Source organism: Micromonospora sp. NPDC047187 (genome assembly GCF_040643355.1).
Classification (GTDB): Bacteria; Actinomycetota; Actinomycetes; order Mycobacteriales; family Micromonosporaceae; genus Micromonospora; species Micromonospora salmantinae.
Map to the genome: position 1 here is coordinate 20,288 of NZ_JBEYUF010000023.1, position 18,317 is coordinate 38,604.

19 protein-coding genes, 1 tRNA gene and 1 pseudogene are annotated in these 18,317 nt (G+C 71.5%); 12 read left to right on the forward strand and 9 right to left on the reverse strand.

Annotated elements, in window-relative coordinates:
- Window positions 1-147 precede the first annotated feature (147 nt).
- A complete protein-coding gene (locus ABZ794_RS27155; protein ID WP_357518198.1) occupies window positions 148-645 on the forward strand; it encodes an STAS domain-containing protein in 498 nt (165 codons plus the stop codon).
- Between the two features lie 41 nt (window positions 646-686).
- On the opposite strand, the gene ABZ794_RS27160 is transcribed toward ABZ794_RS27155, so the two are convergent.
- Entirely contained in the window at window positions 687-1,730 is a 1,044-nt protein-coding gene (locus ABZ794_RS27160; RefSeq protein WP_357518200.1) for a hypothetical protein, read from the reverse strand.
- A complete protein-coding gene (locus ABZ794_RS27165) occupies window positions 1,730-2,227 on the reverse strand; it encodes a SigE family RNA polymerase sigma factor (RefSeq protein ID WP_210784578.1) in 498 nt (165 codons plus the stop codon). Before ABZ794_RS27165 ends, ABZ794_RS27160 begins: the two co-directional genes overlap by 1 nt.
- Window positions 2,228-2,959: 732 nt before the next feature.
- Here ABZ794_RS27165 and ABZ794_RS27170 point away from each other — a divergent pair.
- On the forward strand, window positions 2,960-3,262 hold the full coding sequence (locus ABZ794_RS27170; RefSeq protein ID WP_210787733.1) for a MerR family transcriptional regulator: 303 nt from the start codon (window positions 2,960-2,962) through the stop codon (window positions 3,260-3,262).
- Here the strand turns inward: ABZ794_RS27170 and ABZ794_RS27175 are convergent.
- Window positions 3,247-3,387 (reverse strand): hypothetical protein, encoded by a 141-nt coding sequence (locus tag ABZ794_RS27175; RefSeq protein WP_357518203.1) that lies wholly within the window; start codon window positions 3,385-3,387, stop codon window positions 3,247-3,249. The two genes, ABZ794_RS27170 and ABZ794_RS27175, sit on opposite strands and share 16 nt — an antisense overlap.
- A 164-nt stretch (window positions 3,388-3,551) precedes the next feature.
- Window positions 3,552-4,283: an LPXTG cell wall anchor domain-containing protein gene (locus ABZ794_RS27180; protein WP_357518205.1), complete on the reverse strand. Its 732-nt coding sequence runs from the start codon at window positions 4,281-4,283 to the stop codon at window positions 3,552-3,554.
- Window positions 4,284-4,602: 319 nt separating this feature from the next.
- On the opposite strand from ABZ794_RS27180, the gene ABZ794_RS27185 reads away from it, so the two are divergent.
- Complete coding sequence (locus ABZ794_RS27185; RefSeq protein ID WP_357518207.1) at window positions 4,603-4,815, forward strand: hypothetical protein; 213 nt, start codon at window positions 4,603-4,605, stop codon at window positions 4,813-4,815.
- Window positions 4,816-5,147: 332 nt separating this feature from the next.
- Here ABZ794_RS27185 and ABZ794_RS27190 read toward each other — a convergent pair.
- Window positions 5,148-5,220, reverse strand: a tRNA-Arg gene (locus ABZ794_RS27190).
- 160 nt (window positions 5,221-5,380) lie between these two features.
- On the opposite strand from ABZ794_RS27190, the gene ABZ794_RS27195 reads away from it, so the two are divergent.
- A complete protein-coding gene (locus ABZ794_RS27195; RefSeq protein ID WP_357518209.1) occupies window positions 5,381-6,076 on the forward strand; it encodes a hypothetical protein in 696 nt (231 codons plus the stop codon).
- A gap of 21 nt (window positions 6,077-6,097) precedes the next feature.
- On the opposite strand, the gene ABZ794_RS27200 is transcribed toward ABZ794_RS27195, so the two are convergent.
- Together ABZ794_RS27200 and ABZ794_RS27205 are read right to left on the reverse strand one after the other, a co-directional pair.
- The gene (locus tag ABZ794_RS27200) at window positions 6,098-7,093 is read right to left on the reverse strand and encodes an alpha/beta hydrolase (RefSeq protein WP_238688585.1); all 996 of its coding nucleotides are present in this window, start codon (window positions 7,091-7,093) and stop codon (window positions 6,098-6,100) included.
- A gap of 165 nt (window positions 7,094-7,258) precedes the next feature.
- Window positions 7,259-7,678: an HPF/RaiA family ribosome-associated protein gene (locus ABZ794_RS27205; protein WP_238688586.1), complete on the reverse strand. Its 420-nt coding sequence runs from the start codon at window positions 7,676-7,678 to the stop codon at window positions 7,259-7,261.
- Between the two features lie 303 nt (window positions 7,679-7,981).
- Here ABZ794_RS27205 and ABZ794_RS27210 point away from each other — a divergent pair, with 303 nt between their 5' ends.
- From ABZ794_RS27210 to ABZ794_RS27220, 3 genes are all read left to right on the forward strand, one after another.
- Entirely contained in the window at window positions 7,982-8,782 is an 801-nt protein-coding gene (locus tag ABZ794_RS27210; RefSeq protein WP_357518212.1) for a single-stranded DNA-binding protein, read from the forward strand.
- A 191-nt stretch (window positions 8,783-8,973) separates the two neighbouring features.
- Window positions 8,974-9,966: a cobalamin biosynthesis protein gene (locus ABZ794_RS27215; protein ID WP_357518257.1), complete on the forward strand. Its 993-nt coding sequence runs from the start codon at window positions 8,974-8,976 to the stop codon at window positions 9,964-9,966.
- Window positions 9,963-11,501, forward strand: a complete 1,539-nt coding sequence (locus tag ABZ794_RS27220; RefSeq protein ID WP_357518214.1) for a cobyric acid synthase — start codon at window positions 9,963-9,965, stop codon at window positions 11,499-11,501. Before ABZ794_RS27215 ends, ABZ794_RS27220 begins: the two co-directional genes overlap by 4 nt.
- Before the next feature lie 155 nt (window positions 11,502-11,656).
- On the opposite strand, the gene ABZ794_RS27225 is transcribed toward ABZ794_RS27220, so the two are convergent.
- Window positions 11,657-12,058, reverse strand: a complete 402-nt coding sequence (locus ABZ794_RS27225) for a rhodanese-like domain-containing protein (RefSeq protein ID WP_203126299.1) — start codon at window positions 12,056-12,058, stop codon at window positions 11,657-11,659.
- 184 nt (window positions 12,059-12,242) lie between these two features.
- Here ABZ794_RS27225 and ABZ794_RS27230 point away from each other — a divergent pair, with 184 nt between their 5' ends.
- The 5 genes and pseudogenes from ABZ794_RS27230 to ABZ794_RS27250 all read left to right on the forward strand — a co-directional run bounded on the left by ABZ794_RS27230 (window position 12,243) and on the right by ABZ794_RS27250 (window position 17,413).
- Window positions 12,243-12,857 (forward strand): hypothetical protein, encoded by a 615-nt coding sequence (locus ABZ794_RS27230; protein ID WP_210786140.1) that lies wholly within the window; start codon window positions 12,243-12,245, stop codon window positions 12,855-12,857.
- A 67-nt stretch (window positions 12,858-12,924) separates the two neighbouring features.
- A pseudogene (locus tag ABZ794_RS27235) lies at window positions 12,925-13,902 on the forward strand (M48 family metallopeptidase); the annotation flags it as partial.
- Window positions 13,903-14,106: 204 nt separating this feature from the next.
- On the forward strand, window positions 14,107-15,450 hold the full coding sequence (locus ABZ794_RS27240) for a dipeptidase (RefSeq protein ID WP_357518259.1): 1,344 nt from the start codon (window positions 14,107-14,109) through the stop codon (window positions 15,448-15,450).
- A 77-nt stretch (window positions 15,451-15,527) separates the two neighbouring features.
- On the forward strand, window positions 15,528-15,734 hold the full coding sequence (locus ABZ794_RS27245) for a hypothetical protein (RefSeq protein ID WP_030488220.1): 207 nt from the start codon (window positions 15,528-15,530) through the stop codon (window positions 15,732-15,734).
- An 86-nt stretch (window positions 15,735-15,820) separates the two neighbouring features.
- Window positions 15,821-17,413: an ATP-dependent DNA ligase gene (locus ABZ794_RS27250; RefSeq protein ID WP_247670121.1), complete on the forward strand. Its 1,593-nt coding sequence runs from the start codon at window positions 15,821-15,823 to the stop codon at window positions 17,411-17,413.
- A 10-nt stretch (window positions 17,414-17,423) separates the two neighbouring features.
- Here the strand turns inward: ABZ794_RS27250 and ABZ794_RS27255 are convergent, their stop codons facing one another.
- Window positions 17,424-18,245 carry an SURF1 family protein gene (locus tag ABZ794_RS27255; protein ID WP_112622584.1) on the reverse strand — a complete coding sequence of 274 codons (822 nt, stop codon included), beginning with the start codon at window positions 18,243-18,245 and terminating at the stop codon, window positions 17,424-17,426.
- Window positions 18,246-18,317 lie beyond the last annotated feature (72 nt).

Sequence of the window (18,317 nt, forward strand, 5' to 3'; positions counted from 1 at the left end):
AGTGGCGGCCCGCCAGCGCAGCACCGACTGAGGTCGGCCGGGAGCGGACGCGCGGAGTGGCGGACGACTGCCCAGGCGGTTATCGTCGAGGTTGGTCAAGCCACGCGCCAATCCTGTTACGGATTTCAACAGGAGGCGGGTGCTCCCATGACTGAGCGTTCCTGGCCCTTCCAGAGCCATCTCGACAGATCCCCGACGGCAGTCACCATCGGTCAGGTCACGTCAGCGGTGCTTGCCGGCAGCAAGTGGGACGGCCGCCTCGACCTCGACTCCTCCGGGCCGTCGTTCCAGGTGACCCGCTACACCGAGCCCACGAACATGTCCGCGACCATCTCGGCCGACCGGATGGTCGTCGCCCCGGTGGGGTACGTCGACATGGACACGGCGCCACGCCTGGCCACGGCCCTGATGATCGCCATCGACAGCCATCCGGAAGTCTGTTGCGACCTGACCGGCGTCGGCTTCTTCAGCGCCGCGGGCGTGCGCGTACTTCTGCTGGCGCGGAACCGGGCGGACCAGGCCGGCTCCCGCTTCTCGATCCGAGGCGCCTGGGGAATCACCCAGCGGGTGCTGCGGATCACCGGGGTGGAGCGGCTGCTCCTCGGCCCCGAACAAGACACCGGCCCAGCCGCGCGGCTCGGGTGATCCGCAGCTCATGAATCACACACCCTCGTCAGGTGGTGGCGTCACCAGGTGTCCGGGCGGTCGAGATCGCGGGCCGGCTGGTACCCGCCGAGGATCGCCAAGCCCTCCGCCTCGGTGTAGCCGTTCCCCCAACCCTTGCGAAACGCCTCGACGAAGCAGCGCTCGACCACCATCTCCAGCACGTCCCTGCCTTGTCGGCGGGCCCGGTAGGGGCCGGCGACAAGGTCTCCGCGGCGGGCGTCGTCGCCGGCCGGGGCGAGTTGCGCCCGAACGGTCAGCCAACGACCGGATGCGTCACCGACCACCAGAGAGCCCTCGACGAAGGAGTCCCGCGCCGACCGGCCGAGCGTGACCGAGCACTCCAGCAACCGTCCGTCGGGCGGCAGCGACTCCAGGCGGAACGGCACGACACAGCGGTGGGCACCATCGAACCGGACCCGGCTCGCCGTGCTGGCCGCCTCGTCCCGGGTGGTCGCGTAGATGTCCAACTGGGCCCAGAGCCCGTCGGCGGGTTGCCAGCGGACGAACCACAGCTTCCGGTCGCCGGACGGATCGAACCAGGCGGCCCCCGGGCGGTCGCCGACCCGCACCTCGGTCCGTCCCTGCGGTCGACCCTGCGAGGACAACGTCTGCTGAAGCCCGTCCAGCAATCCTTCGGTACGCGCCAACACGAAACGGGCCCCCCCGGTCGGGCCCCGAAACTCGACGCTCTCGATGCCGCGCCCGGTGCGCCACGACGCGGAGCTGGCATCGCTCACCAGCGTGTCGGTCGAGAAGTGCACGGTCGCGGGATCGGCACCGACCTCCTCGGGGCGTACGGTCCCATCGCTGTGTGCCTCCGGCAGCATCAACGCCGCGGCCGGCATGATCCGGTCATCGGTGGTCCCGCCGCCCGGAATCACCAGCACCACCGAGGTGAGAGCGGCACACGCCGCTGCCACGCCGCCGGCGATCAGTCCCCGTCGCCACACTCGCAACCGCCGGCCGCGATGCCGGGCCTGTTGCACGATCGGCGTCGGATCGATGTCGCCACCCGCCCGATGCTTGAGCGTGGTGGCGAGCTGCTCATCGAGGTCACTGAACATCAGAGCTCTCCTGCCCATGCGTGGGTAGCTGCAACCTGACGCTGACGCAGCGCCGCCAGGGCCCGCCTCGCGTGTGTGCGTACCGTCCCGGTCGAACAGGCGAGGATCTCGGCGATCGACGTGTCGTCCAGATCCTCGTAGTAGCGCAGGACGATCACGGTGCGCTGACGCGCCGGCAGATCACAGACCAACCGCCACAGTGCGTCGCGCTCGGCGACCCCGGCGGCCTCGTCCACCTCGCCAGCCCGATCGAGCACCGCAGCAACCGAGACCTCGCGGCTGCTGAGCCGACGCCACCACGAGTTGTGGGTGTTGACGAGCATGCGTCGGACATAGGCATCAGGACGGTCCGTCCGCGAGATGCGGCCCCACCGGGCGTACGCCCGCGCGAGGACATCCTGAACCAGATCCTCGGCTCGGTGCTCGTCACCGGTCAGCAGCCGGGCGAGCCGCACCAGCGCCGAAGTGCGAGCGAACGCGTACTCCTCGAACGTCACGCCCTATTAACGCCGTAGGCCGGCCGGTCCGTAGACACCCGCCGGGCACTTTGTGTGCAGCAGGCCCGATCGACCTCGACACGGCCCGACGCTGTCAGCGCAGTGCTGGTGCTGAGCGCCAGGAGACAGCCGTGCGCCGGCAGGACTATCTCCGTCCCCGGAGAAAATCTATGAGCGAAGCGCTAGACATTCGCGCCGCCGCCGACTAACGTTCCTGTGGTCGAGAGCAGAGCAAACAAAGACGCTGACGTTGCCGCCCCGCACGAGGGCGAAGGAGCGGGGCCCAGGGAACCTTGTGGGGCCTGCTCAGCTCGGCGGCAGACATTTGCCGCAGACGGACGTGTGACAGCGGGTGGGGCCGACGCTTGTTCAGGGCTTCACCCGAGGTTCAAGGAGGGTTCGTCGTACGTGTTGGGGCCATGAAGTCGCGTGGGGCTCGAACACCGACGGACAGCACGGAGTACTTCAGAGGAAATCAGAGGCAAGGGAGGGCATTGCACCGTTGGATCGCCCGCTGCCAGTCGCATTCGTGGGCTGGGCGCGGACACCGCAGTTTCCCTCGAACGAGAGGTGGTCTCCGGTCACGCTTATGCGATCCTCGCACCCCGAAGCCGTCCCTGACGGCAGGTGCGGACAAGACAAGCCGACGTTCTGTCGGTAGATGGTGTTCCTGACCCACAACCCTTGGGCCCCGGTGCTTCCGAGCACCGGGGCCCTCGTGATGGAGATTTCATGGCTCAACCCGACGACATGCTTGACGATGAGGACTACCCCGCCTACACGATGGGCCGTGCCGCCGAGATCCTCGGCTGCTCGCAGGATTTCCTACGCCGACTCGGCGATGCGAAACTGATCGACCCGCAGCGCTCCGCTGGCGGGCACCGCCGCTACTCCCGCTATCAACTGCGCCTTGCCGCGAGAGCCCGGGAGATGTGCGACCAGGGCACCGACCTGGCCTCGGCCTGCCGGATCATCATTCTTGAGGACCAACTCGAAGAGGCCCTTCGGCGCAATGAGCGTCACCAGCAGGGCTGACACACCGTTCCGCCCTCGGCCGGCATCCGATAGGTCTCGGTGAAGCCGAGACCGGCGTAGAACTCGGCGGCGCGGGAGACGTCCTCGCTGAAGAGGATCACCTGCGGGCTGCGGAACATCGACACCGTCCGACGCTATCAGCGCAGTGGCTTCTCGCTACGCGGGCAAGTCCGATGAACTTCCGCAAGCGCGCGTTCGCCCAGTATGCCCCCCGCTGCATCCGCGACGGCCACGAACGGCGTTGATGCGCCCGGCTCGACGACGCATCGAGCCGGGCGCGCCAGTTGAGCTACGCCACGAAGCGGGAACGGCGTCGGCGTCCGATCAGGTAGCCTGCGCCGCCGAGGAGCAGGAGCACACTGCCAATACCGGCCACGGTCGCGGTGTCAGCACCGGTCACGGGCAGCCCACCGCCCTCGCCATCCTCGCCGCCGGGTGTACCCGGGCTGCCGGAGACGGTAGGAGTCGGTACAGCGGTCGTCGTGGCGCTGGGCGTAGCGCTCGGTGTGGGCTGAGCCGTCGGCGTCGGGGTGGGCTGAGACGCGCAGTCAAGCTCACGGGCGGCGTACAGGCCGTCGTTCAGGTAAGCCAGGTAGGCATCGACCGTCGCCTCGCCGAGCACCTTCTGCGCGGCCGCCTCCACGTTGGCGCCGGCGTCCGTCAACGTTCGGACCACAGTGATCCGCAGGGCCGTTGACCAGGCATTCTGCACGCCCGTCTTGAGGAATGCGCGGAGCTCATCCTCAGTGCCCTTCAGCGCCTCCTGAATGGCGCCGGGCAGAACGGGCAACGAGTCGGCGTTCGCCGCGGCCAGGATCTGGGCAGCCAACACCCGTACCTCCTGCTCGGTGGCGGTATCCAGGTCGATGGTGACAAGCTCGCGGATGTCCTTGTACACCTTGCGCTCGACCGTTTGGCAGGCCTCGTTCAGCCCGGGTGATTCGAACTGCGCCGCCGCCGGAGCCGCCGGAATCAGAAAGGCCAGCGCCAATAGGGCGCCGGCCGGGAACTTCCATCGCATGTGGTCTTCCTCCCCGTTGCAAGCAAAAACACGGAGATACTACCGTCAGTGGGCGGAAGAGCAAGGACGGATGCACGTCCAAGACTGCGCAATGAGCACCACCGCAGCGGGATGGCTGCCCAACCCTCTCCACAAGGGAGGGAGTGCCTACCATTTGGTCCGTTTGGTGGGAACTCTTGGCAGGCTGTGGTCTCACCTCGATCTTCATTCGCTGCTCAGGAATTCGAGCCCTGGCCGCTGACGCTGAGGAATGCCGAGATAACGGTTCGTCAGCCACGAGGAGGCTCAGGCTGCGCTCGGCCAGAACGAGCCCGCGCCGGTGTCCAACGGACGTAACCAACTAGTGCTCGGCGAAGTTTCTTGGCAGACCCCGCCCAAGCCACTCGACGGCGGTTACTTCGCGATCTTCCTCATTGACAAGCGCACCAACCGCAAGGCGGGAAGCTTCAGCGCGTCTTCGCCACTGCCGGACGCCATCAGCGCCGGGAGCGCCGGAGTGGAAAACAAGATCCCCAGCGCTATCCCTGGCTGAAGGGCGCAGGCGACATCAAAGTTGGCGACACCTGGTGGACCCACGGCTCCAGACTGGCCGTGTTCGACGGGGGCGCTTCACCGCTAACGTTCGTCGCGCCCTTTTCGTATCTGGAGGGGGCGCAACGGGAAGCGGCCAGGGGAGCCACTGCACCGGTTGCGATGTCGGACCTGCTGCTGGCCCCTGGTCTACACGGGGCCCGATGGGCAGGTGTACCGGGCCCAGCGGCTCCAAGGCTAGGTAGCGGATCTCCGAGCTGTATGAATGGCCGTGCCGGGGTCGAGGTCATCGACGGGACCGGGCACGCAAGCCGCTGACCTGCGGTGGTGGGGTGCGCCCGGCAGGATTCGAACCTGCGGCCTTGGGATTAGAAGTCCCCTGCTCTATCCGCTGAGCTACGGGCGCGTGTGGCGTGGATGTCGCGCCCAGAGGGTACCGCCGTCCCACTGCTCGACGGCGAAAAGGGTGCCCGCGTCCACGTTGCCGAGCAGAGTCTCACGTCCGCCTCGTAGCGGGCATCCGGGTTACCGCGGACCGGCCTGGCCGCGGACCGTACCTTTGGCTGGTGTTGCTGGATTCCGATGCCGAGAGCAGCGTCGCCTACGAGCTGTGCCAGGTCGTCGGTCGCGCCATCCTGGCGTACCGGTCGTCGGGCGACGTCGGTACCGCGTTCTTCTTCCAGGGCGGCGACGACCCGGTGGGGGAGTCGCTGCTGACGGCGGCGGACCTGGTGGGCGGTTCGGGTGGTGAGTTGAGCCTGCGGGCGAGCGTCACCGAGCCGGCGGGGGTGGCCCCGGCCGTCATTTCCGAGGCCGAGATCGTGCCCGGTTGGGCCCGCTTCGCGGGCGACGGGGTTGCGGTGTTGCCAACCGCTGGCCTGCACCGGTATGCCGGCGACGGCGGCTGGCGGTGGCGCGTCCAGCCGGTGCCGGCGGGGATCGCCGCCGGGCCCGAGGTGGTCGCCCGTCTCGGCGCCGACGCCAGTTCCGCCTTCGTGCTGGCCCATGGGGTACGCGAAGACGGGTCGCGGCCGCTGGAGGTCGCGATCGAGCGGGTGGTCCGCGACGGGGACGCCGTGCTGATCACCACCGAGCTACCGCCGGGGTACGTCGGCGCGCCGGTCTTCATCGTTCAGGCCGAACCCACCGGTGAGGTCTCCCCGTACTGCCTGGGCCTGGTCCTGCCCGGTGTCGGCGCGCAACCGGTGGCGACCTTCGACCGGATCCGTGCCGTCCTCCCGGCGACGCCCGGGGACATCTGAACCGCGTGTTGGCCGGCCTGGTCAGCCGCCGGGCGTCGCCGCTCCCGTCACGTCGGCCGGGGCGGTGGGGCCGGCGGCGAGGAACGCCTCGGCCCAGCGGCCCACCTCGTCGAAGACCTTTTTGCGTACGGTGGGGCCGGAGAGCGTGAGGTCGTGCATCCCTCCGTCGAAGCGGGCCAGTGTGACGTGGCGCCCGAGGCGGGGCGCGTAGCGGACCATGTGTTCCACGTCCAGTACGGCGTCGGCCAGTGTCGCGTTGTCGTGCCACTTGGTGCCTCGGAAGGACCGGGTCGAGCAGGCCAGCAGCACCGGCACCTGGATGTCCAGCCCGGCGCGCAGCCGGCGTTGCCCGGTGCGGATCGCGTTCAGCCAGCCGGCCCGGACCGGGAATCCGGCCAGCGGCTTCCACGCCAGGTCGTAGGTCCACTCGCCGCGGTGGTCGGAGTGGATGCTCTCGCCGTACACGGTGCCCAACCCGAACGGGAGGATGCGGTGCGGCGCCCTGCGGCCCAGCCGCGACGCGGCGGCCGCGAGGGGTCGACGGACCGCCCAGGGGGCGTTCAGGTCGAAGAAGGGGCTGTTGAGCACCAGGCCATCGATGGTGCCGGTGTCGCGGCGGGCGTCCGCCCAGAGCGAGATGATCAGGCCACCGGTGGAGTGGCCCATCGCCAGCAGGGTGTCGTGCCCGTCATCGGAGCGGATGATCTCGGCGGCGGCGTCCAGCTCGGGGAAGTAGTCGCTGATGTCGCGACAGAAGTTGGGGGTCTGGGCGGGGAGCAGACTGCGGCCGTATTTGCGGAGGTCGAGCGCGTAGAAATCCCAGCCTCGCTCGGCGAAGAAATCGGCCAGATGTGTCTGGAAGAAGTAGTCGACGAAGCCGTGCACGTAGAGCACGGCCCGCCCGGTGGGGCGCTCGGCCCGCCGCCGGACCACTGTCGCGACGACGGGGCCTTCGTCGTCGGTGCCCAGGTCGATCGTCTGCCGCTCGTACGGCGGCCCCAACACGTCCGGTTCCACGAACGCGACGCTACGCCGCCAACCTACCCAGCGGTAGCCCGCCCCGCGCCCGCCCCGCGCCCGCCCCGCTCACCCCCGCGATCTTGCACTTTCTGTCCCGACATAACGGGGCAGTAGCCGCTGTTCGGGAGCTGAAAGTGCAAGATCGCGGGGGTGAGGCGTGGGTCAGACCGTCTCCGCGTCGGCGCGGGGGGCCGGGTTCTCCGACTCGTCGGCCTCGGTCTGCGGCTGGGGGAGGTCGCGCAGGTGCTTGTTGTGCCGCGGCTCCTGGCGGGTTTTGGCGTCGTTGAGCCTGCGGCGCAGGTCGTCACGGACGTCGTTCAGGGCGGCGTGCAGGTCCTCCTCCGCGGAGGTGGTGACGATCTTCTGCCGGCCGGCGATCCAGCACTCCAGGGTGACCTTCTGACCACGCGCCTCCCGGTCCTTCACCGACACCTCCAGCTCGGTGGCGTCAGCGTGGAAGCTGGCGAGCCGGGCGTCGAGGGTGGCGAACTGCTCGGCGATCCAGTTGCGGTCGCCCTGGGAGAACCCGGCGCCCACCCGCAGGCACTCAGCCACGGTGGCCGGGTTGGCCACGGCGCTCATCGCTGCGCCTCGGAAGCGTTCGCGGAGCCGATGGTAGTGATCATCATGGCGCTGACCTCTCGTCGACGTGCAGCTGTCGGTGGTGCTTGATCAAGTCCTTACCCAGTTCGGGTGGCCTGGGAAACCGTGGGCGGCGGGTCGGGCGGGTCGGGCGTACCACATCGGGGCGTGATCAGGGCGTTGTCCACAGGTGGGTTCGTCATCCACAGGTCGGGGATGGGCGCTCGCGATTGGCGCTCTCAGTGTCGATGCTCGGTGTCGAGTCGACTCGCGCTGGCAGGCCCCGATCCCCCTGGAGGGACGATGTTCGACACTTACGTGACAATCGTCGGCAATGTGCTGACTACGCCCGAGTGGCGGCGTACGACCCAGAGCAACACTCTGGTGGCCAACTTCAAGGTCGCCTCGACCGCCCGCCGACTCGATCGGGACAGCGGCCGGTGGGTTGACGGCAACTCGCTCCGCGTCCGCGTCAACTGCTGGCGCAAGCTCGCCGAGGGGGTGGCGGCCTCCGTCATGGTCGGCGATCCGGTGGTGGTCTGCGGGCGGCTCTACACCCGCGACTGGACCGACGACGGCGGTAACCACCGCACGCTCTACGAGCTGGAGGCGGTGGCCGTCGGCCACGACCTGTCCCGGGGTCGGGCCCGCTTCCTGCGCAACCGGCCGAGCATGGCGACCAGCACCGTGGAGGACGGTGAGGCCGAGAGCCGGGTGCGCGGCGAGCCCACCGAGCCGGTGCCGACCGGGCAGGCGCCCGTGCTGCCCGACGACCGTCCGCTGGATGACGACTTCGAGCTGCCCGACTACGCGGAGCTGCGAACCAGCCCGTTCGGCAACGTCCCGGGGGACGACGACAGTTCCCCGAGCGGCGGGGTCTTCGGTGACGGCGGAGCGCTTGCGAGCGGCGGGCAGGCCGGGCTGGCCGACGCTCCGCCGGACCTCGACGACGAGTTGGCCCCTCCGCCCGAGGCGGACGACGACAACAACGCCGACGGTGACCTGGACATCGAGTTGGGGCCGGTGTCCGACGAGGGGCAGCCGGAGCCGGCGCAGCCCGGTCGAGGGCGGCGTGGTCGGGGCCGGATCCCGCAGCCAGCCTGACCGGTCACGACGGGGGCGGGGTGGCGGCGCGACCGGCGTCGTCACCCCGCGTGACGGGCGTCGGCAGGTTGGGCTGCCTGTTCGCTCCACGGGTTCTCGTTGCCGGTGCGGGACCGTGGGTTGGGCTGGTTCACGGGGTGCTCGTCTAGGCTGGCCGGCCGGAGGTGGTGCGGGTGCGACGGACAGCGCCGATGGCGAACGCGGTGGGGCTGCTCGCCGGGTACGCGCTGGACAGGGTGCTCGGCGACCCCCGCCGGTGGCACCCGGTTGCCGGCTTCGGGCAGGCCGCGGGCGCGCTGGAGCGCCGCCTCTACCGCCCGGACCGAACGGCGGGCACGGCGTTCACCGCGCTGGCCGTCGGTGGGCCGGTGTTGCTCGGGGCGGTCGCCGCGGCGGCTACCCGGCACCGGCCGGTGACCCGGGCGGTGCTGGTGGCGGCCGGCACGTGGACCGTGCTGGGCGGCCGCACGCTACGGCACGAGGCGACCGTCATGGGTCGTACGCTGCGTGACGGTGACCTGCCCGCTGCCCGGCGACGCCTCGGTCACCTCTGCGGGCGGGACCCGTCGACGCTGGGCGAGTCGGAGCTGGCCCGCGCCACCGTCGAGTCGGTCGCGGAGAACACCTCGGACGCGGTGGTCGCTCCGCTGCTCTGGGGTGCGGTCGCTGGTCTGCCCGGCCTGCTGGGCTACCGCGCGGCGAACACCCTCGATGCGATGGTCGGGCACCGGTCGACGCGCTACGCGCGGTTCGGCACGCCGGCCGCTCGGCTGGACGACGCTCTCAACCTCGTGCCGTCCCGGCTGACCGGGCTGCTCACCATCGCCGTCGCGCCGGTCGCGCACGGGGACCGTCAGCGCGCCTGGCAGGTGTGGCGGCGGGACCGCAACGACCACCCGAGCCCCAACGCCGGTCAGTGCGAGGCGGCGATGGCCGGTGCGCTCGGGGTCCGCCTCGGTGGTCGCAACGTCTACTTCGGGCGCTCCGAGGTGCGGCCGTTCCTCGGCGACGGCCCTCGCCCGGAGGCGCGGCACCTGAAGCGGGCCGCCCGGATCTCCGGCGTGGTGGGGCTGGCCGCCGTCGGGTTGGCGGCCGCGTACCCGGTGACGCTCGGCCGGCTGGTCGGCGCGGTGAGCAGACGTGCACTGTTCGGCGCTGTGGGTCGGCGGGGGAGTGGGCGGTGAGCGGCGGGCTGCTGGTGGCCGGCACGACGTCCGACGCCGGCAAGAGTGTGCTCACCGCCGGCATCTGTCGTTGGCTGCACCGGCAGGGCGTGAAGGTGGCGCCGTACAAGGCGCAGAACATGTCGAACAACTCGGCGGTGGTCGTCGGGCCGGACGGGCGCGGCGGCGAGATCGGGCGCGCCCAGGCCATGCAGGCCGCGGCGTGCGGGCTCGCACCCGACCTGCGGTTCAACCCGGTGCTGCTCAAACCGGGCAGTGACCTGGCCAGTCAGGTGGTGCTGCTGGGCGAGGCGGTCGACACGATCACCGCCGGCACCTTCCGGCAGTTGCGTCCCCGGCTCGCCGAGACCGCGTACGCCGCGCTGGCCGAGCTGCGCGAGACGTACGACGTGGTGATCTGCGAGGGCGCCGGCAGCCCCGCGGAGATCAACCTGCGGGCCGGTGACTACGTCAACATGGGGCTGGCCCGGCACGCCAACCTGCCCACCATCGTCGTCGGCGACATCGACCGGGGCGGTGTCTTCGCCTCGATGTTCGGCACCGTGGCCCTGCTCGACCCGGCCGACCAGGCGCTGATCGCCGGGTTCGTGATCAACAAGTTTCGGGGCGACCTCGGGCTGCTCCAGCCGGGCCTGGACATGCTGCGTCAGGTCACCGGCCGCCCCACGTACGGGGTGCTGCCCTGGGCGCTGGACCTGTGGCTCGACGCGGAGGACTCACTCGCCTACGGCCGGGTGCTCGGCCGACCCGCCGCCCCGCACGGCAGTGAATGGCTGGACGTGGCCGTCGTCCGCCTACCCCGGATCAGCAACGCCACCGACGTGGAGGCGCTCGCCACCGAGCCGGGCGTCCGGGTACGCCTCACCATCGAACCGGCCGAACTGGCCGCCGCCGACCTGGTCGTCCTACCCGGCTCCAAGTCCACCGTCGCGGACCTCGCGTGGCTGCGCGAAACCGGTCTCGCCGACGCGGTGGCCACCCATGTGGCGGCCGGCAAGCCCCTGCTCGGCCTCTGCGGCGGCTTCCAGATGCTCGGCCGCGCCATCCACGATCCGGTGGAGAGCCGGCAGGGCAGCGTGCCGGGGCTCGGTCTGCTGCCCATCGACATCACCTTCGACCCGCGCAAGACCGTCCGGCAGTCGGTGGGCACCGGCCACGGTGGCCTCCCGGTGCGGGGCTACGAGATCCACCACGGGTACGTCTCGCAGGCCGACCCGAGCCTGACCCCGCTGCTGACCAGCGACGACGGTGTCGGGGAGGGGGCCGTGCTCGGCGTGGTGCACGGCACGCACTGGCACGGGGCGTTCGAGTCCGACGAGTTCCGCCGGTGGTTCCTCACCGAGGCGGCCCGGCTGGCCGGCCGCAGCGGATTCCGGGTCGCGCCGGCCACCAGCTTCGCCGCCGCCCGGGAGCGCTCACTCGACCTGCTCGGCGACCTGGTCGAGGAACACCTGGACACCGATGCCCTCTGGCGTCTCATCGAAGCCGGCCCCCCCGCCGACCTGCCCTTCATCCCACCCGGTGCCCCGTCCTGACCGGGCGCACCGTCCCTTGGGGAGGGTAAAGGGATCGTGCTCGATCATTGTTGGAGGGGCCTCGCCCACACAAGGAGGGGCCTGTTTCCTGGATCGAGCACGATCTTGCGTAGACCGACCGCCCGGAATGGCACTCGAGGGGCAAGGTCGGGGGGTCAGGGGCGGATGTCGGCCGGACGGTCGGTGGTGGGCAGGCCGGCGGCGAGCCAGGCGTCCATGCCGCCGATCATGTCGGTGGCCCGGCGCAGGCCGAGGGTCTGCAGGCTGGCAGCGGCCAGACTGGAGCTGTAACCCTGTCGGCACACCAGGATGATCTCCCGGTCGTACCCGGTGGCTTCCGGGATCCGCCAGGCGCTGGCCGGATCGAGGCGCCACTCCAGTACGGTCCGGTCGATGACGACCGCGCCCGGCAGGTCGCCCTGTTCGCGGCGCTGTAGTTCGGTGCGGGTGTCGACCAGCAACGCGCCGCCGCGGACCGCCTCGACGGTCTGCTGCGGAGTCAGTCGGTGCAGCCCGGCGCGGGCCTGTTCGAGTAGGGCGTCTATACCGGGGCTCATTACGTCTCGGAGCACCACCCGATCATGCCGATTCGGTGGCACCCCGGGCGGCGAACGGGCCGCCCGTCACCCGTCGCCGCACCAATTCCCCCGGACGTGACGGTGGCCGGCCAGGGCGATGGCGGCATACTTCGGTCATGCACCACGGGAGGCTGCGCTGAACCCGGGAACTGGCGGACCGACCGTGGCGGTTGTCGAGGCGTACGCCGAACTGGCTCGTCGGGTGCTCGCGGGCCCGGCGCGGTTGGGGCGGACCCGGCTGGTCGCGGTCGACGGGCCGAGCGGCGCGGGTAAGAGCCGGTTCGCCGCCCAGCTCGCGGATGCCCTGGCGGGGCCGCTCGGCGGCCGACCGCCGGTGGTGCACACCGACGACCTGCTCGACGGGTGGGACGACCAGGTCACCTTCTGGCCCCGGCTCGACGACTGGGTGCTCGCCCCGCTGCGTAACGGGGAGCCGGGCGCCTACCGGCGGTACAGCTGGGTCCGGCAGTCCTTCCTGCCCCGGCCGGTTCCGGTGCCGGTGGCTCCGGTGCTGGTGGTCGAGGGCGTCAGCGCCGCCCGAACGGTCGTCCGGCCGGAGCTGACGCTGGCCGTGTTCGTCACCGCGCCCGCGCCGCTGCGGCTGGCTCGCGCTGTCGCCCGGGACGGGCCGGAGATCCTGCCCGAGCTGCGCCGCTGGCATGACGGGGAGCGGGCGCACTTCGCCGCCGACGAGACCGTGACCCACGCCGACCTGTTGGTGGATGGCGCGCCGACACTGCCGTACGACGCGGACCGGTACTACGTGCGGCTTCGCTGAGCGGGGCATGGACGTGGGCCACCGACTGCGGCACGATGCGGAGAGCTACGGCGAACGGGGAGCCACCATGACGGCAGCGGACGCGCCAGCGCGGCGTCGGATCACCCTCACCGGCATCAGCTCGCGGGCCTGGGAGCATCCGGCCGACCGGGGTGCCCTGGTCGCGCTGCGGGAGCTGCGCGGTTTCGACGACGTGCTGCGGGCGTTCTTCGGGATGTGGAACGAGCGGGGCTTCCGGCTGTCCGTGCTGGCCTCCGGCATCGGGGTCGACCACCGGCAGTACCCGGCGGTGTGGCAGCGCTACACCGAGGCGGCGGCGGCGCTCGACGTGGCCGAACTGCCCGAGCTGTACGTGACCCAGTCGCCCTGGTTGGGCGCCGAGGCGGTCGGGCTGGAGCGGCCGTTCATCGTGCTGAACTCCGCCTGCGTGCAGCAACTCGACGAGGACGAGCTGCGCTGCCTGCTCGGCCACGAGTTGGGGCACGTGGGCAGCGGGCACGCGGTCTACAAGACCATGCTCATGATCCTCACCCGGTGGGCGGCCAACCTGAGCTGGTTGCCGGTCGGCGCGATCGCGCTGCGCGCCATCATCGCGGCGATGCTGGAGTGGTGGCGCAAGGCGGAACTCTCCGCCGACCGGGCCGGCCTGCTCGCCGGGCAGGATCCGGCCGCCGCGCTGCGGCTGCTGATGAAGCTCGCCGGCGGCGGTGACCTGTCCCAGGTCGACACCACAGCCTTCCTGGAGCAGGCCGCCGAGTACGCCGGCGGCGGCGACCTGCGCGACAGCCTGCACAAGATCCGGATGACCGCGTGGAGCACCCACCCGGTGCCGGTGGCGCGGGCGGCGTCGGTGCGCCAGTGGATCGACTCCGGGGCGTACGGGCAGGTGCTGGCCGGGGACTATCCACGCCGCGAGGACGACAGCTCGACAAGCGTGTCGGAGGAGATCAAGGCGGCTGCCGAGTCGTACCGGGAGGAGTTCAGCCGGTCCACCGACCCGCTGGTCGGGTTGCTGCGCCGGCTCGGCGACGGCGCGAGCGACGTCGGCGAGTGGGTGGGCGGCACCGCCGGCCGGGCCCGTTCCTGGATGGACGCGGCCACCGAGGCGGCGGGCCGCGCACACCGCGCCGGGCGGGCCGCACCGGGCGCGCGGGCCGGCGCCGGCCCCGCTGACAGCGGTGACGGTACGGGCTCCGCCGACACACCCCGGTAAGGCCGGCATACGATGCCGGTCATGACCTCACCGATCATGTCCGAGTCCGAGGTGCGGGCCGCCGTCGAGCGGGAGATGCCCGGCGTGCGGGCCGACCTGGAGCGCCTCGTCCGCATCCCCGGCATCGCCTTCGAGGGCTTCGACCACTCGCACGTGGAACGCTCCGCGGAGGCTGTCGCCGAGCTGCTGCGCGGCTGTGGCCTGGACGTCGACATCGTGCGATCCGGCGGCCAGCCCGCGGTGATCGGCCGTCGGGCCGCCCCGCCCGGCGCGCCCACAGTGCTGCTCTACGCCCACCACGACGTCCAGCCGGTCGGCGACCGGTCGCTGTGGGAGTCCGACCCGTTCGAGCCGGTGGAACGGGACGGCCGGCTCTACGCCCGGGGTGCGGCCGACGACAAGGCCGGCGTCATGGCGCACGTGGCGGCGCTGCGCGCGTACGGTGACGCGCTGCCGGTCGGCGTGGTCCTCTTCATCGAGGGCGAGGAGGAGTACGGCTCCGACTCGCTGGAGCAACTGCTGGCCGAGCACCGCGACGAGATCACCTCGGACGTCATCGTGATCGCCGACTCGGGTAACTGGGACATCGGCGTACCGGCGTTGACCACCTCGCTGCGGGGCATCGTCAACTGCTTCGTCGAGGTGCGCACGCTGGACCACGCGGTGCACAGCGGCATGTTCGGCGGTGCCGTGCCGGACGCGCTCACCGCGCTGGTCCGGCTGTTGGCGACGCTGCACGACGACGCCGGTGACGTGGCCGTGGACGGACTGGTCGGCCGGGAGGGTGCCGTCGTCGACTACCCGGAGGACCGGGTCCGGGCCGAGGCCGGGCTCGCCGAGGGCGTGCAGTTCATCGGCACCGGCCGGATCACCGACCGACTCTGGACCAAGCCGGCGCTGGCCATTCTCGGTGTCGACGCGCCGTCCACCGGCGAGGCGCCGAACGCCCTGGTCCCGGCCGCGAAGGCGAAGCTCAGCATCCGCCTCGCCCCGGGCGACGACCCCAAGCGGGCGTACGCGGCGGTGCGCGCGCACCTGGAGCAGCACGCGCCGTGGGGTGCCCAGGTGACTGTCACCTTCGAACACGACGGTGACCCGTGCGTGATCGACGCGACCGGGCCGATGTTCGACGCCGCCCGTTCGGCCTTCCGGACCGCCTGGGACGGCACCGACCCGGTGGACATCGGCGTCGGCGGTTCGATTCCGTTCATCGCCACCTTCCAGGAGATGTTCCCGAAGGCGGCGATCCTGGTGACCGGCGTGGAGGACCCGCACGCCCGCGCGCACGGCCCGAACGAGAGTCTGCACCTGGGTGAGTTCGCCCGGGTCTGCCTCGCCGAGGCACTGCTTCTGCGCAACGTGGCGGCCGTGAGCAGTTAGGTGTCAGAACGGCAACTTTGGGCCTGATCTGGGAGTTTACGGCGTGTCGGATGGTCAGCTGTTATAGCCTTTCGTACATGAGTACGAACGAGGTGATGGCCCGGTTGGGGGCCGCTGTCAGCGCGCTGGGAGATGTCGATGTCTCCGCGTGGTCCGAGGACACGCTCAACGAACAGCTCGGTGAGCTCTCCGCCGCACTGGTCGCCCTCGACTCGGTGCTCTCCCGGGTCGCCGGCGAGGTCCGCGCCCGAGGCTTGCGCATCGAGGAGCCCATCTCCGCCTAGGCCTGTCGTCCACGTGAGTGGGCGGCACCCTGCCGACACCGCCCGGGCACGGCAATGCCCGGGCGGTGTCGGAGGTGACTGGCAGGATGAGCTGCGTGCGGTTCCTCGATCTGGCAGCCACCTCCGCCGCCGTCGGCGCCACCAGCGGCCGACGGGCCAAGGTGGAGCTGCTCGCTGACGCGCTGCGCCGGCTCGATCCCGCCGAGGTCGAGCCCGGCGCCGGCTATCTCGCCGGTGAGCTGCGCCAACGGCAGACCGGGGTCGGCTATGCGAGCCTGCGTGACGTGCCGCCGCCGGCCGCCGAGCCGACGTTGACGGTGGCCGCCGTGGACGCGGCCATCGCGCAGATCGCCGCAGTGCACGGTTCGGGCTCACAGGCTCGGCGTCGGGCGCTGCTCGGTGCCCTCTACGCGGCGGCCACGGCCGACGAGCAGCGGCTGCTCACCGGCCTGTTCAGTGGCGAGCTACGGCAGGGCGCCCAGGCCGGCCTCCTCGCGGACGCGGTGGCCCGGGCCGCCGAGGTGCCGGTGGCGGCGGTCCGCCGGGCACTGCTGCTCGCCGGTGATCTCCGGGCCGTGGCGGTGGCCGCGCTGGCCGGAGGGGCCGCCGAGTTGGCCGGGTTCGGTCTACAGGTCGGCCGCCCACTGGCGCCGATGCTCGCGCAGAGCGCCCCCTCGGTCGACGAGGCGCTCGCCGCGACCGGCACGCCGGCGGTGGTCGACGTGAAGCTCGACGGCATCCGCATCCAGGTGCACCGCTCCGGCACCGACATCGCCGTGTTCACCCGCAGCCTCGACGAGATCACCACCCGGGTGCCCGAGGTGGTCGCCGCGGTCCGTGCCCTGCCGGGTCGGGAGTTGGTCCTCGACGGCGAGGCGATCGGCCTGGACGAGACCGGCCGCCCACTGCCGTTCCAGCAGACGTCGAGCCGGGCCGCCCGACGCACCACCCCCAGCACCACCGGGCGCACACCTGTCGCTCCGGCGGTGCTCGCGGCGGCCGCCAGCACGGGCGCGACGGTGCTCACCCCGTACTTCTTCGACCTGCTGCACCTCGACGGCCAGGATCTGATCGACCTTCCCGGCCGGGAGCGGTGGGCCGCCCTCGCCGGTTCGGTGGATTCGTCGCTGCTGGTCGGCCGGATGGAGGTCGACGGCCCGGAGCAGGCCGCCGCCGCGTTCGCCGCCGCGCTCGACGCCGGGCAGGAGGGCGTGGTGGTCAAGGCGCCGGACGCTCCCTACGACGCCGGCCGGCGCGGTGCTGCCTGGGTCAAGGTGAAACCGCGGCACACCCTCGACCTGGTGGTGCTCGCCGTCGAGTGGGGCAGCGGCCGACGCAAGGGCTGGCTGTCCAACCTGCATCTGGGTGCGCGTGACGCGCGCACCGGTGACTTCGTGATGCTCGGCAAGACGTTCAAGGGGCTCACCGACGAGTTGCTGCGGTGGCAGACCGAACGGTTCCTCGGCCTCGCCGTGGAACGCGGCGACTGGGTGGTCCGGGTCCGGCCCGAGCAGGTGGTGGAGATCGCCTTCGACGGGGTGCAGACGAGTTCGCGTTATCCCGGCGGGATGGCGCTGCGGTTCGCCCGGGTGGTGCGCTACCGCGATGACAAGTCCGCCGCGGAGGCGGACACCATCGACGCGGTCCGCGCCATCCACGCCGGCCGCGTGACTGGCTGACCGGGCGAGGTCAGGCGGAAGCGGTCGGCGTCGGCTCGGCGGCCCGGTCCAGGGGAGCCGGGGTGGTGCCGATGCCGGCGGCCCGGCGAGCCTCCCGACGGGCCACCCAGCCATAGCCGAAGAGGGCCATCACCGCGAACAGCCACCACTGCACGACGTAGCCGAAGTTCTGCCAGTTGTTGGCGTGCCCGACCGGCACCGCCTTGAACACCGGATCGGCTGCCGGGGTCTGCTCGTCGAGCAGCAGATACGCACCGTAGACCGGGTAGGGAAGCTCGCCGGCCAGCCGCGACACCCCGATCCGCCGGATCTCCAGCAGCCCGTCGCGTCGGGCCACCGCGCCGGCGCCGCTCTCTGTCTCGTGCACCCGGCCGACCACCGTCACGTCGCCGGTCGGCGCGGCCGGCACCGACGGCTGGGCGGTCGCCCCACCGGGCGCCGGCGGGATCCAGCCCCGGTCCACCAGCAGCGCCGTGCCGTCGGCGAGCACCAGCGGGGTGAGCACCTCGAAACCGACCCGGCTGTCCACCGTCCGGCCGCGGACCAGCACGGTGTTCGTGGGGTCGTACCGGCCGGTGACGGTGACCCGGGTCCAGACCTTGTCCTCGGCGGGGGCCGGACCGGCCGTCCCCGCGCCGCCGGCGGGCGCGCGCAGCGCGTCGGCGAGCGGCACGGGAGCCATCCGCTGGCCCGCGTCGATCCGCTCGTTGACCTCGGTGCGCCCCCGGTAGCGGTCCAGCTGCCAGTTGCCGAGGAACACCATGACGGCGGCCGCGACCAGGGTCAGCGCGAGAGCGCCCAGCCAGCGTGGGCTCAGCAGGAACCGGTACACGGCACCGAGGCTACTCGTATGACCGGCGCCACTGACCTGGACCGGGCCGGACCGGGCCGAGGCCGACGCCCC

What these genes read in the sequence shown, in the direction of transcription:
- ABZ794_RS27225 (WP_203126299.1), bottom strand. Translation starts at nt 12,058, where the DNA reads ATGAGCCCCGGTATAGACGCCCTACTCGAACAGGCCCGCGCCGGGCTG.
- ABZ794_RS27180 (WP_357518205.1), bottom strand. Translation starts at nt 4,283, where the DNA reads ATGCGATGGAAGTTCCCGGCCGGCGCCCTATTGGCGCTGGCCTTTCTG.
- ABZ794_RS27215 (WP_357518257.1), top strand. Translation starts at nt 8,974, where the DNA reads ATGGCGAACGCGGTGGGGCTGCTCGCCGGGTACGCGCTGGACAGGGTG.
- ABZ794_RS27250 (WP_247670121.1), top strand. Translation starts at nt 15,821, where the DNA reads ATGAGCTGCGTGCGGTTCCTCGATCTGGCAGCCACCTCCGCCGCCGTC.
- ABZ794_RS27205 (WP_238688586.1), bottom strand. Translation starts at nt 7,678, where the DNA reads ATGAGCGCCGTGGCCAACCCGGCCACCGTGGCTGAGTGCCTGCGGGTG.
- ABZ794_RS27240 (WP_357518259.1), top strand. Translation starts at nt 14,107, where the DNA reads ATGTCCGAGTCCGAGGTGCGGGCCGCCGTCGAGCGGGAGATGCCCGGC.
- ABZ794_RS27160 (WP_357518200.1), bottom strand. Translation starts at nt 1,730, where the DNA reads ATGTTCAGTGACCTCGATGAGCAGCTCGCCACCACGCTCAAGCATCGG.
- ABZ794_RS27210 (WP_357518212.1), top strand. Translation starts at nt 7,982, where the DNA reads ATGTTCGACACTTACGTGACAATCGTCGGCAATGTGCTGACTACGCCC.
- ABZ794_RS27170 (WP_210787733.1), top strand. Translation starts at nt 2,960, where the DNA reads ATGGCTCAACCCGACGACATGCTTGACGATGAGGACTACCCCGCCTAC.
- ABZ794_RS27245 (WP_030488220.1), top strand. Translation starts at nt 15,528, where the DNA reads ATGAGTACGAACGAGGTGATGGCCCGGTTGGGGGCCGCTGTCAGCGCG.
- ABZ794_RS27155 (WP_357518198.1), top strand. Translation starts at nt 148, where the DNA reads ATGACTGAGCGTTCCTGGCCCTTCCAGAGCCATCTCGACAGATCCCCG.